This is a genomic window from Ruegeria sp. BF6 (genome assembly GCF_056538665.1).
Genome location: NZ_JBQFTN010000001.1, coordinates 543,632 through 556,090, shown reverse-complemented (window position 1 = coordinate 556,090; position 12,459 = coordinate 543,632). Strand labels below are relative to the sequence as shown.

The window sequence follows — 12,459 nt, the reverse complement described above, 5'->3', positions numbered from 1 at the left end:
CGTGACAGGGCGAGGCCATGAGCAAATTGATTCCGGTATCTGATCTGACTGAGGACGCCGCGCGGGCGGAATTGGCGCAGCTTGCGGAACAGCTTGCGCGGGCGAATACACTGTATCACGCCAAAGACGCGCCAGAGATTTCCGATGCCGAATACGATGCGCTCAAACGCCGAAACGCCGAGATCGAGACGCGTTTTCCGCAGCTGAAACGGACCGACAGCCCTTCGGATCAGGTGGGGGCGCGACCGGCTGACGGGTTCTCCAAAGTTACCCACGCCGTGCGCATGATGTCGCTGGGCAATGCGTTTGACGACGAAGACGTTCAGGATTTTGACCGCTCAATCCGAAAGTACCTGGGACTGGCAGTAACACAGCCTTTGCCCTTCACTGCTGAGCCTAAGATTGACGGTTTGTCACTGTCATTACGCTATGAGAACGGGCATCTGGTTCAGGCCGCCACCCGCGGGGATGGAGAGGTCGGAGAAAACGTCACCGCCAATGCCCGGACGATTTCTGACATTCCGCAAACCATAGCTGATGCACCAGAAGTGCTTGAAGCGCGTGGTGAGGTCTATATGTCTCATGAAGACTTCGAAAAGCTGAACGCGCGGCAAGAAGAGGCTGGTGAAAAGCCCTTTGCCAACCCGCGAAACGCAGCTGCGGGTTCGCTGAGGCAATTGGATTCAGCGGTTACGCGCATGCGACCGCTACGGTTCTTTGCCTATGCGTGGGGCGAATTGTCTGAGCCATTGTCCGACACCCAGATGGGTGCGATTGATAGGTTGCGAGCTTTTGGGTTTTCTACCAACCCGCTGACCCGGCTTTGTGAAGACGTCGGGCAGATGTTGGCGCATTATCGGGATATTGAGGCTCAGCGGTCTACTCTCGGCTATGACATCGACGGTGTTGTTTACAAGGTGAACGATCTGTCGCTGCAGGCACGTCTTGGGTTTCGGTCCACGACGCCTCGCTGGGCGATCGCGCATAAGTTTCCCGCCGAGTTGGCCTGGACCCGGCTTGAAGCGATCGACATTCAGGTGGGCCGGACCGGTGCGCTCAGCCCGGTTGCCCGGCTGCATCCGGTGACTGTGGGCGGCGTAGTCGTGTCGAACGCCACGCTACACAACGAGGATTATATCGCGGGTCGCGATGCCAAGGGCGGTACGATCCGTGACGGTAAGGACATCCGCGTCGGTGACTGGGTGCAGGTTTATCGTGCCGGTGACGTGATCCCGAAACTGGCCGATGTGGATATTTCAAAGCGCCCAGAAGGGGCTAAGCCTTTCGATTTTCCCACGACTTGTCCCGAATGCAACAGCGATGCTGTGCGCGAGGAAGGCGATGCTGTCCGGCGCTGTACCGGCGGTGTGATCTGTCCAGCGCAGGCTGTTGAAAAGCTGAAGCATTTTGTTTCGCGCAAGGCTTTCGATATCGAAGGCTTGGGGGCAAAGCAAATCGAGATGTTCTATGACGACCCTGACTTGCCGGTCAGAACACCGGTCGATATTTTCACCTTACGGGCGCGTGATGCTGCGAACCTGAACAAGTTGGCCAATCGCAAGGGATGGGGTGCGCAGAGCGCCAGCAACCTGTGGAGCGCGATTGATGAAAAGCGCAGTATACCGTTTGGACGGCTGCTGTTTGCTTTGGGCATCCGGCACATGGGTGAGGCCGCATCGAACCTGATCGCAACCCACTATGGCGCGTGGTCGGATTTTGAAACCGCCGTGACCGCCGCAGCAAGTTTCGAGGGGGCCGAATGGGAAGATTTGCTGAGTGTCGACGGTGTTGGTGAAGTCATGGCACGCGCTCTCGTGTCCGCCTTTGCGCAAGAGGCTGAACGCGCCAGCATCGATGCGCTTGTCGAACAACTGGACGTGCAGGAGGCCAAACGCCCGGACACCACCGGAAGTCCGGTCGCAGGCAAGACTGTTGTATTCACCGGTACGCTGGAAAAGATGACCCGTGCCGAAGCCAAGGCCCGCGCCGAGGCGTTAGGGGCCAAGGTTTCAGGCTCGGTCAGCAAAAAAACCGATATTCTGGTGGCGGGACCCGGGGCGGGGTCCAAGGCGAAAAAGGCTGCTGAGTTGGGGATTGAAACGCTGGATGAGGATGGCTGGCTGCAGCTGATCGGAACCTCATGAGCGGTCGACCTGAACAGTTATTCCCGCTGTTCGCGGGTTTGGAAACGCTGGACGGTGTAGGGCCGAAAACGGCTCAGGTTTTAACGCAGGCGGGTACGGAGTCGCCGCGGGACGTTTTGTTCAGCCTGCCTTACGCCGTTATCGACCGCAGACGCCGCGACACCATTCAGGGTGCCGACCTGCCCAGGACATTGACGGTTGAGGTGACGGTTGGGGTTCACCGACCGCCACGCAACAAGGGCGGTGCGTATCGGGTGCATGTCGAGGACAGTCAGGCCGATTTTCAGCTGGTGTTCTTCCATGCACGCGGAGACTATCTTAAGCGGGTCTTGCCTGAGGGATCACGGCGTGTGATTTCGGGCAAGCTGGAACTGTTCGATGGCATGGCGCAGATGGTCCACCCGGATCACATGCTGCCACCAGAAGAGGCTCAGGACATTCCGGACTTTGAACCGGTGTATCATCTGACACAGGGGATCACGCAAAAAACGGCATACAAAGCTACGCGCAGCGCCTTGGCGCGTGCGCCGGAATTGGAGGAATGGATAGACCCGGCTCTTGTAACGAAACAAGATTGGCCGGGCTGGTCGGTGTCCATTTTGGCTGCGCATAACCCACAGGGGGCGGATGATGTTGCGGCTCATGCGCCCGCACGGGAGCGACTGGCTTATGATGAACTCTTTGCGCACCAACTGACGCTGGCGCTGGCGCGTCAACGTGAGCGGAAAGTCCGGGGCATTGTCAGCGTCGGAACAGGAACGTTGCAGGCGAAGGTCCTGGCCAGCCTTCCTTACAAGCCTACCGGTGCGCAATTACGGGCGATTGATGAAATCGCTGCCGACATGGGCGCGGACGCGCGGATGAACCGGTTGTTGCAGGGGGACGTGGGCGCGGGAAAAACTCTGGTGGCGTTCATGGCGCTGCTTGTTGCAGTCGAAGCAGGCGGACAGGGTGTCATGATGGCCCCGACCGAGATTCTGGCCCGGCAGCACCTGGAAGGCCTGAAGCCTTTGGCCGAGGAGGCCGGAGTTGTTCTGGACATTCTCACCGGTCGCGACAAGGGCGCTGAAAGACGCGCCAAACTGGCGGCATTGAAGAACGGCGATATTCACATTCTGGTCGGCACCCATGCCGTCTTTCAAAGCGATGTGGAATTCAGGGCGCTCCGCCTTGCCATCGTTGATGAACAGCACCGGTTTGGTGTCCGGCAGCGGATGGAGTTGTCGGAAAAAGGGAAGGGCGCGGATGTCTTGGTGATGACGGCCACGCCGATCCCGCGCAGTCTGGCGCTGGCACAATACGGCGATATGGATGTCTCGGTGCTGGATGAAAAACCGCCCGGGCGAAAGCCTATCAAAACGGCCATTGTCAGCACCGAACGTATGGATGAGGTCGTGTCCCATCTGCGCCGCGCCATTGCCGAAGGGCGCCAGTGCTATTGGGTCTGTCCGCTGGTCGATGAATCCGAGGTGTCAGATCTGACGGCTGCTGAGGAACGGTTTAAACGCTTGCGCGCGATTCTGGGCGAAGGAACGGTCGGTCTTGTGCACGGCCAGATGCCCTCGGCCGACAAAGATGCGGCAATGAAAGCGTTTCAGGAGGGGCAAACCAAGGTCTTGGTCGCCACGACCGTGATCGAGGTCGGGGTCAACGTTCCCAATGCCTCAATCATGGTGATCGAACGGGCCGAGATTTTCGGGCTGGCGCAACTGCACCAGCTCCGTGGTCGAGTAGGGCGTGGCGAGGCGGATTCCACCTGTCTGCTGATGTATCAACCGCCGCTCAGCGAAGGTGGGCGGAAACGACTTGAGGTTCTGCGCGAAACCGAAGACGGGTTTATAATCTCGGAAACCGACCTGCAAATGCGCGGTGCGGGTGATCTGATCGGCACGGCGCAGTCCGGTCTGCCGAAATTCCGGATCGCGGACCTTGAACGTCAGGCCGGATTGATGGCCGTCGCCCAAACGGACGCCCGTGCGCTGCTTTCAGCTGACCCGCAACTGAACTCGGACCGAGGCCAGGCGGCGCGCGTTCTTTTGTGGCTGATGAAACAGGATCAGGCAATACGTTTGATTTCAGTGGGTTAGGAATTTTGTTCTTGTAAGTTCGCAAATGTTCTCAAAAAGTTCTTTACCGACTCAACGAAATATGAGAACAAAAGGTCAACAAAGGATTAAAGCTTTGACCGGAGGTGAAACCATGCTGAACCAGATCAAGACCGCCCTGAGCCGCTCGCAGTCGACGATTTTGCAAGATGCTGCGGGCGCCGTATCTTTGGTGGTGATGCTGATGGTTGCCCTTCACCTTCCCGGAACGTTCTGACCCTTTCTGCCTGCGATCTCGTGCCGATCATACCGCTCTGTCATACCCATTTCAGTCAAGGGTGACCTGCCTGTCCCATTTCCCTTGAGGGGCCTGCCTCGGCCCCGCGCGGCTATCCGGACCCCACGCGAGACACGCACAACCTACCGCCGCCCTTTCCGCCCGGAAGGTGCGGCGGTTTTTTCTTATAGTTCGCCCGTTTTGATGATCTCAATCATCGCCGACAGCACGGAATTGACCGCGACCGAAGCCAGGATCATCCCCATGACACGGCTGATGATGGCAGCACCCGAATATCGAATAAGGCGGATGATCGGGTCCGCCAGCAGCATCAGAACAAAGGCGATTAGCACCACAGACAACATCACCAAGGCCGTAATGCCCTGATCTGCGGCACTGTACCGATTGTTGTCGGTCAGGATGACAATGGCCAACATCGCCCCAGGTGAGGCAAGGGACGGAACTGCCAGAGGAAATATAGCCGGATTGGGGCGTTGCGACGGCCTTTCGAGCTCTTCTTCGGCCTCGTGTTGTTCCACGACCTGTTTGCTTTCGCCAAAAATCATCGTCAGCGCGAAAAGAAAGAGAATGATGCCGCCCGCAACCTGAAAAGAATTCAGACCGATATCCAGTGCTTCGATAAGCAATTGTCCGAAAACAAGGAAGAACAACAGCACCCCGGCGCTGACCAGAGCAGCAAGAAGTGCCGTTTTGCGACGGGCGGATGCGGTCAGAGTTGCCGTGACCGCGATGAAGACGGGGATTGTTCCGATGGGGTCGATAACAACCCACAGGGTAACGAAATGCTCAAGCAAATTGTTCAAACCAGACACTCCCCAAAAGTTCGGCTGAGGTTAGACAGGTTTGCCTCAGAAAGCCACGTTCAGGCGCAATTGGCCTGTTCGGCCTGCTCCATGGCTTCGGCCGTGGCCTCAAGTGCAAGCAGGATCGAGGCATGACGGTTCTTATAATCACGCGCAGGAATCAGAACTTCGAGCCCGTCAAAAGGGGCGTCGGGTGCCGTCCCGTCTTTTTTCAGCATGGCCGACAATTGATCACGCGCGGTTTCCACCTGCGCCCGTGTTGCGCCGATAATGGCACCGCCGACAACTGCAGCCGAGGCCTGACCCAGCGCGCAGGCTTTCACATCCTGCCCGTAATCTGAGACCTTTCCGTCCTGCATCTTCACATCCACGGTCACAGTCGACCCGCAAAGGGGCGAGCGCTTTTTCACGGTGGCATCAGGGTTGTCGAGACGGTCCAGATGCGGAATATCCGCGGCCAGCGCCAGAATGCGGCCGGAATAGAGCTTTATCAGATCGTTCTCGCCGGACATGGCTTTCCCTCGTTGTCTGTTCCCCATACATAGTGAGCATCCACCGGGATGCAAAAGGTTTTTCTCATGTCCTCTACTGTAACATTTGACCCGACCAAACTGAAATATGACGAGTCCGGTCTGATCCCTGCCATCGCTCAGGATGAAGGCTCGGGCGAGGTATTGATGATGGCCTGGATGAACGCCCAAGCTGTTGAGAAAACGCTGGAAACCGGGCGCGTCACCTATTGGTCGCGGTCCCGCCAGTCGTTCTGGATTAAAGGTGAAACTTCGGGCCATGTGCAGCAGCTGGTAGATTTCCGCTTTGATTGTGACCGCGATTGCTTGCTGGTTCTGGTGCGTCAAACCGGTGCCGCGTGCCACACCAACCGCCGCTCGTGTTTCTACACTGCCGTTCGTGAAGGGGCCGAAGTTGAGTTGATGTCACCGATCAAGTGACCTGGTTACAGCCCGACCATTGCCCGGATATCTGCTGGTGAGGCGCCCTCGGCCCGGTATTTCGAGATTGCCCGCGCATCATCACGTTTTGCCAGACGCTTACCTGCGTCGTCCCGGATCAACCGGTGATGGAGGTAGCGCGGTGTCGGCAATCCAAGCAGGGCCTGCAATACAACATGAATACGTGTCGCCTCAAACAGGTCCCGACCGCGTATGACATCGGTGATGCCCTGCGCGGCGTCATCCAATACCACGGACAGATGGTAGGACGTGCCCATATCGCGCCGGGACAATACGACATCGCCGATGGTTTCTGTCAGTTCTTCCAGCGTAAAACCAATGGGCCCGGTTTCGCCGTCCGGCCCCATGCCGGTTTCCTGAAATGATCCAACTATTGCGCCTGTATTCCCCGAACTCTGAAGCAACCTGCCAGCCGCAGCCATGTGTAGACGTAACGGAACATCCTTGGGTCGCGGGCTGTCCGTTGCGGTATTATTCCATTTTTCTCGGCACGTACCAGGGTAGATGATCCCGTCCGGCCCATGCAAAGGCGCGCCTTCCTGCGGCGCGCTGGCGGCGGCTACGATATCTTTGCGGTTGCAAGTGCACGGGTAGAGCAACCCGCGCGCCCACAGACCGTCCAACACCTTGTCGTACGAGGCCATACGATCAGATTGCCGCATTACTGGTTTAGGCCACTGAAGGCCCAGCCATTGCAAGTCGTCAAAGATCTGATCTTCCCAATGGAGCCGCGACCGCGAACGGTCGATATCCTCGATCCTCAGCAGGAACTGTCCGTTCTCAGCCATTGCAAGATCATGAGCCAGTAATGCCGAATAGGCATGGCCCAAATGCAGGGGGCCAGTAGGAGATGGCGCAAATCGGGTTTTAAAAATCACGCTTTTTCAACAACATATACGTCAGATTTCAAGTCCATGCCGGGCAGATGGGGACCATATTCCCGGAACAGAAGTCGCGCGGCCCCCATATCCAGCCAGTCATTCAGCCGAACAGTATAGGACTTATCCGCAAGCGTATGATCGTTAAAGGAAAAAGCCAGCAGACCATTTCTGGGCAGGGCGCGCATCAGCATATCAAACACCTCGGGCGGTGCTGTGCCAACACTGATGACGCCAATGGCGGCAATCGCCTTGTAGGCACCTTCCTCCAATGGGTTTGGGTCCGTGATCTCGAAAGAGGAAAGCTTGCGATAGATTCCCTTGGCCTCGGCTCCTTCCAGCATTTTGGGGGTTGGGTCTATCCCGTCAATCACCTGAAAACCGGCGGCGTGCAGGGCTTCACCCGACAGGCCGGTGCCACATCCATAGTCCAATACAGGTGTTTGAGGTTCGGGCATCTTGGACCAGAGCGCCTCGGCCACGCGTCCGGGGGTCGCGTAGCCGTGTGCACCGACTTCGGCATCATAGGAGGAAGCCCATTTCTGGTAATGAGCCCGCGATGCCTCGGGAGTATCTAAACCGTAGCTTTCTTTGATTTTATTGTCGCTCATATACCGATGTTAGGACTTCAGGCAGGGGTGCGTCCAGTCAGCAATGCCTCAGCCAGCTTGTCCATTCGGCCTTGGCCCGATCGGTATAGGCCTTGTAACGATCCTTGCGGCCTCGGCGCCCTCCCTTCAGACCGTCCACAGGGCGGAACAGGCCGAAGTTAACGTTCATGGGTTGAAAGGTCTTGGCTTCGGCACCGCCGGTGATGTGGTGGATCAGGGCACCCATGGCGCTGTCCTGCGGCACTTCGGGCAAGGAATGGCCCAGAATTTCGGCCGCGGCGAGACGACCAGCCAGAAGCCCCATGGCGGCGCTTTCGACATACCCCTCAACACCGGTGATTTGCCCCGCGAAACGAATGTTCGGCTTAGATTTCAGACGCATCTGCGAATCCAGCAGGGTGGGCGAGTTGATAAAGGTGTTTCGGTGAATACCGCCCAGACGCGCGAAGCTGGCGTTTTCCAGGCCGGGGATCATGCGGAACACCTCGGTCTGCGCGCCGTATTTCATCTTGGTCTGAAAGCCCACGATATTGAACAGCGTGCCAAGGGCGTTATCCCGGCGCAGCTGTACCACTGCATGAGGTTTCACGTTTGGCTGGTGCGGGTTGGTCAGGCCAACGGGTTTCATCGGGCCATGGCGCAGGGTTTCGCGCCCCCGTTCCGACATCACTTCGATCGGCAGGCAGCCATCGAAATACCCAGCAGTTTCGCCGTCGTGAAACTCGGTCTTGTCGGCGGTCAGCAGGGCGTCGATGAACGCCTCATACTGATCGCGGTCCATGGGACAATTCAGATAGGCAGTGCGTTCTTCTTCGGTTTCGCCCTTGTCATAGCGTGACTGCATCCACGCTTTGCTCATATCGATACTGTCGGCATAAACGATGGGAGCGATGGCATCAAAAAAAGCCAGCGACTCGGCGCCGGTCTCGATCCTAATAGCCTCACCCAGCGTGGCCGAGGTCAGGGGGCCGGTGGCAAAAATCCAATGGCCATCATCGGGCAGGGACGTCACCTCTTCGCCCGTGACCTCAACCCGGGGATGGGCGCGCAGTTTCTCGGTGACCGCTTCAGCAAAAGGATCGCGGTCCACGGCCAACGCGCCACCAGCGGGCAGACGGTGCGCGTCCGCCGTCGTCATGATCAAACCGTTGGCTTGGCGCATCTCCCAATGCAACAGGCCTACTGCATTCTGTTCGTCGTCGTCCGATCGGAACGAGTTCGAACACACCATCTCGGCCAGGTTGCCGGTCTGGTGCGCAAACGTGCCCACTTTGGGCCGCATTTCGTGGATCACAACGTCCACGCCCATTTCCGCCGCCTGCCACGCGGCCTCGGACCCGGCCATGCCGCCGCCCACGATATGCAAATTCTGTGTCATGCGCTGCCACATAGGGCACAGCACCGCTCAACGCAACACGAGGCGTATCGTTTATGAATTAAGGGGATTTTGGGGTCACCGCTGCGGGAATGTCGACGCCGGTGAGAGAAACCAGCTTGGAGGGACCTTCCGCCCACGGCGACCCAAAAGTGTCTCCAGAGCATATGCTCTGACCCAGCTTTGCCACAGTGTCGCCTTTTTGGAAAGTGCAAAAATGAGGACAGTCTTTAAAAATGTTGGCAACAATCGCCTTATTGATGCCAATTTGGCGGTCTTTTTTCGATAAATGCAGATATCCCTTCTTCGGTATCCCGGTGCAGCATATTCTGTGCCATTACCTCGCCGGTATAGGCGTAGGCCTCCTCAATCGACATATCCAACTGCTTGTAGAAAGCCTGCTTGCCGATCTTCACGGCTGATCCCAGCTTGTCCGCAAGCTGACCGGCAAGGGTTGCCGTTTCGTGTTCCAGCAACATTTCAGGCACCACACGATTGATCAGCCCCAGCTCAACCGCTTTTTCGGCCGAGATGAAGTCGCCGGTCGTCAGCATCTCGAACGCGCGCTTGCGTGGGATGTTCCGGCTGAGCGCAACCATTGGAGTGGAGCAGAACAGTCCGATGTTAACTCCGTTGACGCCAAATCGAGTGCCCTCAGCGGCAACAGCCAGATCGCAAGTAGCGACCAACTGGCACCCCGCAGCAGTCGCGATACCATGGACCTGCGCGATGACAGGTTGGGGCAGAGACTGGATCGACAGCATCATCTGCGCGCATCGGGCAAACAGGTCCTGGAAATAGGCCTTGCCACCATCTTCGGACTGACGCCCGGCCGTCATCTGTTTCAGGTCGTGACCCGCGCAAAACGCTTTGCCTTCCCCAGACAGGATCACGGCGCGAATCGACCTGTCATCCCGCAAGGCGTCAAACTCGGCCTGTAGCGCGGCCAGCATTTCATCACTCAAGGCATTCAGGCGCTCGGGCGCGTTCATTTTAAGGGTCGCGACCGCGTCTGTGTCGTCACGTTCCAGAATTGCCATCTTGCCCTCCGATCTGATGTCGGGCCAACTCTAGGTCGGCAAGTCGAGGAGGGGAAGCATGGCGTTGGTAATGGGCCGGAAAGATCTGATGGATTACATGAAACAGATCTTTCCGCAGGTGCATCGGGATTTTGTCGTCGAAGAATTGGAAGAAGATTCGATTGTCATGCGACTGGTTGTCGAAGACAGGCATCTGCGCCCCGGTGGAACCGTGTCCGGGCCGTCCATGTTCGGATTGGCCGATGTTAGCGTCTATGCGTTGGTTCTGGCCCGCAAGGGACGACAATCACTGGCGGTGACTACAAACAGCTCATTAGACTTTCTGCGCAAACCCGAGGGCGGTAAGGATTTGATAGCTCATTGCCGCTTGCTGAAACTTGGGCGCAGTCTGGCGGTCGGAGATGTTCTGATGTTCTCGGATGGGTCTGACAAACCAGTGGCCCGGGCGACCATGACCTACTCGCTTCCACCCGAGGGGTCTGCGGCTGCGGCTTTTGGGTAAAAAAGGGCCGGGCAGAGCCCGGCCAGGAAGAGGTCCCGTCAAGGGACTGGGGAATTTTCACTCCTGCCAGAAGTAGCGGGTATACTCATTGCGGGCCTGGTATTTTGTCAGGCCGACATCTTTCAGAAGCCTGTCATCCAGATTGGACAAATTAACACGGCTGCGGCGTTGGCGTTCCCACTTTGTCACTGTCGCCGCAAACCGCACGGCCAGCGCGGCGATCAGCGGCAGCCGGGGACTGTCGTTCAGCAGCATGAGGGCGGGGTTGTGCATTGCGCGTGTCATAGTAGGTATCCTTTCAAATTGTATTGACACAAAGCATGTATGTTCGGTATATGCGATTGATACATTCAGGATTGTGTCAAAATCAAAGGAAGAATTGTAATGGATACAATTTGGCCAGAGGCGCTGCCGAAATCCAAGGGTCCGAAGTACACTCTGGTTGCCGACACAATCCGAAAAGCCATTGATAACAAGCTTCTCGAGGTCGGCACGAAGCTACCTCCGGTACGGGAACTGGCGTATCGACTACAAATTACGCCGGGCACTGTCGCAAGGGCTTATACGATTCTGACCGATGAGGGATTGTTACAAGCCGAGGTCGGGCGTGGTACATTTGTTGCCCCACCGAAATCCCCAATTTTGGATGACGTGTGGGCCAGACAACTGCATCTGCGGGATGACAAATACAACGCCAATGTCAGCCTTTTCAGCCCGCGTTTGGCGGATATGGGGCAGGTGTCTCTGATCCGGGAGTGTTTGCAGAAGGTGTCACAAGCCGATCCGGGCTTGTTTCTGAACTATCCGACCCGCGATGCATATCAGCCCATGCGGCAGGCAGTCGTCGAATGGCTGTCGGATCTGCCGTTGGGTGCGCTGACCCATGACGACATTGTACTGACTCATGGCGGGCAAAATGGTCTTTGCCTTGTGTTTCAAACCATTCTGCGTGGGCCTAAGCCCGTGGTGTTGGTCGAAGACCTGTCTTACGCCGGATTCCGCCGCGCTGGTGAACTGATGCGCGCCGACGTGATTGGTGTGAAAATGGACAAATGGGGGATCGACCCCAAGGCAATGGAGAATTTGTTGCGCCAAACTGCGGCGCAAGCGGTTTGTGTTTCGCCTGAAGTACAGAATCCGACAGGTTCACACACGCCGCTTGAACGCCGGAAAGAGGTTGTTGAGGTCGCCCGGCGCTTTGACCTGCAGATCATCGAGGACGACTGCTATCGCATGGGTGACGCGCGTGAGCCCAGCTATCGGGCTCTGGCCCCTGAACGGGGGTGGCATGTGTCCTCGATCTCGAAAATCCTGACACCGTCACTGCGCGTCGGATTTGCCATCGCGCCCCGAGAGAGAAGCGTCGATCTGCGGCGTTCGGCTGAATACGGTTACTTCGGTCTGGCGCAGCCGCTGGCTGAACTCACCCGGTTACTGCTGTCCGATCCCCGGACTCTTCAGATCGCCAGGGATGTGCGTGTTCGGATGGGCGACTATGTCCGTGTGGCGGTAAATGCGCTGGGTGGGTTTGACCTCAACTGGGCGCCCGATGTGCCCTTTGTCTGGCTCAACCTTCCGTCCGGCTGGCGCGCTGGTTCGTTCACACGCGCGGCTGAGAGGGAAGGGATACAACTCAGGTCCGCTGATGAATTTGCCCTGCGGGACGGGCGGGCGCCAAACGCAGTGCGCATTGCGATGAATGGACATGTGTCACTGGAACGGTTCGAGGACGCGATGCAGCGGTTGCGGCGACTGCTGGACAATCCGCCTGAACAGATCAGCGTTTGATCCT

At 57.6% G+C, this 12,459-nt stretch carries 13 protein-coding genes; 6 read left to right on the top strand and 7 right to left on the bottom strand.

What is annotated here, in order from left to right:
• Positions 1–17 precede the first annotated feature (17 nt).
• From ligA to ACR0IM_RS02790, 3 genes are all read left to right on the top strand, one after another.
• Positions 18–2,144 carry an NAD-dependent DNA ligase LigA gene (ligA, locus tag ACR0IM_RS02800; RefSeq protein WP_480680753.1) on the top strand — a complete coding sequence of 709 codons (2,127 nt, stop codon included), beginning with the start codon at positions 18–20 and terminating at the stop codon, positions 2,142–2,144.
• Positions 2,141–4,231, top strand: coding sequence for an ATP-dependent DNA helicase RecG (recG, locus tag ACR0IM_RS02795; RefSeq protein WP_480680752.1), 2,091 nt, complete (start codon positions 2,141–2,143; stop codon positions 4,229–4,231). Before ligA ends, recG begins: the two co-directional genes overlap by 4 nt.
• Positions 4,232–4,343: 112 nt before the next feature.
• Positions 4,344–4,466 carry a hypothetical protein gene (locus tag ACR0IM_RS02790; RefSeq protein WP_480590914.1) on the top strand — a complete coding sequence of 41 codons (123 nt, stop codon included), beginning with the start codon at positions 4,344–4,346 and terminating at the stop codon, positions 4,464–4,466.
• Positions 4,467–4,651: 185 nt separating this feature from the next.
• Here the strand turns inward: ACR0IM_RS02790 and ACR0IM_RS02785 are convergent, their stop codons facing one another.
• Both ACR0IM_RS02785 and ACR0IM_RS02780 read right to left on the bottom strand, forming a co-directional pair.
• Positions 4,652–5,290, bottom strand: a complete 639-nt coding sequence (locus ACR0IM_RS02785; protein ID WP_480590916.1) for a MarC family protein — start codon at positions 5,288–5,290, stop codon at positions 4,652–4,654.
• 59 nt (positions 5,291–5,349) lie between these two features.
• Positions 5,350–5,802, bottom strand: a complete 453-nt coding sequence (locus ACR0IM_RS02780; protein ID WP_480590918.1) for an iron-sulfur cluster assembly scaffold protein — start codon at positions 5,800–5,802, stop codon at positions 5,350–5,352.
• A gap of 48 nt (positions 5,803–5,850) precedes the next feature.
• On the opposite strand from ACR0IM_RS02780, the gene hisI reads away from it, so the two are divergent.
• Positions 5,851–6,240, top strand: coding sequence for a phosphoribosyl-AMP cyclohydrolase (gene hisI / locus ACR0IM_RS02775; RefSeq protein WP_480590920.1), 390 nt, complete (start codon positions 5,851–5,853; stop codon positions 6,238–6,240).
• Between the two features lie 5 nt (positions 6,241–6,245).
• On the opposite strand, the gene gluQRS is transcribed toward hisI, so the two are convergent.
• The 4 genes from gluQRS to ACR0IM_RS02755 form a co-directional block, all read right to left on the bottom strand.
• Positions 6,246–7,139 carry a tRNA glutamyl-Q(34) synthetase GluQRS gene (gene gluQRS, locus ACR0IM_RS02770; protein ID WP_480680751.1) on the bottom strand — a complete coding sequence of 298 codons (894 nt, stop codon included), beginning with the start codon at positions 7,137–7,139 and terminating at the stop codon, positions 6,246–6,248.
• Positions 7,136–7,750 (bottom strand): class I SAM-dependent DNA methyltransferase, encoded by a 615-nt coding sequence (locus ACR0IM_RS02765; protein WP_480680750.1) that lies wholly within the window; start codon positions 7,748–7,750, stop codon positions 7,136–7,138. The genes gluQRS and ACR0IM_RS02765 overlap by 4 nt, the downstream gene beginning before the upstream one ends.
• A 37-nt stretch (positions 7,751–7,787) precedes the next feature.
• Positions 7,788–9,128 (bottom strand): methylenetetrahydrofolate--tRNA-(uracil(54)-C(5))-methyltransferase (FADH(2)-oxidizing) TrmFO, encoded by a 1,341-nt coding sequence (gene trmFO / locus ACR0IM_RS02760; RefSeq protein WP_480680749.1) that lies wholly within the window; start codon positions 9,126–9,128, stop codon positions 7,788–7,790.
• A gap of 251 nt (positions 9,129–9,379) precedes the next feature.
• Positions 9,380–10,165, bottom strand: coding sequence for an enoyl-CoA hydratase (locus tag ACR0IM_RS02755; RefSeq protein ID WP_480680748.1), 786 nt, complete (start codon positions 10,163–10,165; stop codon positions 9,380–9,382).
• A 58-nt stretch (positions 10,166–10,223) separates the two neighbouring features.
• Here ACR0IM_RS02755 and ACR0IM_RS02750 point away from each other — a divergent pair, with 58 nt between their 5' ends.
• Complete coding sequence (locus ACR0IM_RS02750; protein ID WP_480590932.1) at positions 10,224–10,667, top strand: PaaI family thioesterase; 444 nt, start codon at positions 10,224–10,226, stop codon at positions 10,665–10,667.
• A gap of 57 nt (positions 10,668–10,724) precedes the next feature.
• On the opposite strand, the gene ACR0IM_RS02745 is transcribed toward ACR0IM_RS02750, so the two are convergent.
• The gene (locus tag ACR0IM_RS02745) at positions 10,725–10,952 is read right to left on the bottom strand and encodes a DUF1127 domain-containing protein (RefSeq protein ID WP_480640418.1); all 228 of its coding nucleotides are present in this window, start codon (positions 10,950–10,952) and stop codon (positions 10,725–10,727) included.
• Positions 10,953–11,051: 99 nt separating this feature from the next.
• Between ACR0IM_RS02745 and ACR0IM_RS02740 the strand changes: the two genes are divergently transcribed.
• Entirely contained in the window at positions 11,052–12,455 is a 1,404-nt protein-coding gene (locus tag ACR0IM_RS02740; RefSeq protein WP_480590936.1) for an aminotransferase-like domain-containing protein, read from the top strand.
• The last annotated feature ends 4 nt before the right edge of the window (positions 12,456–12,459 follow it).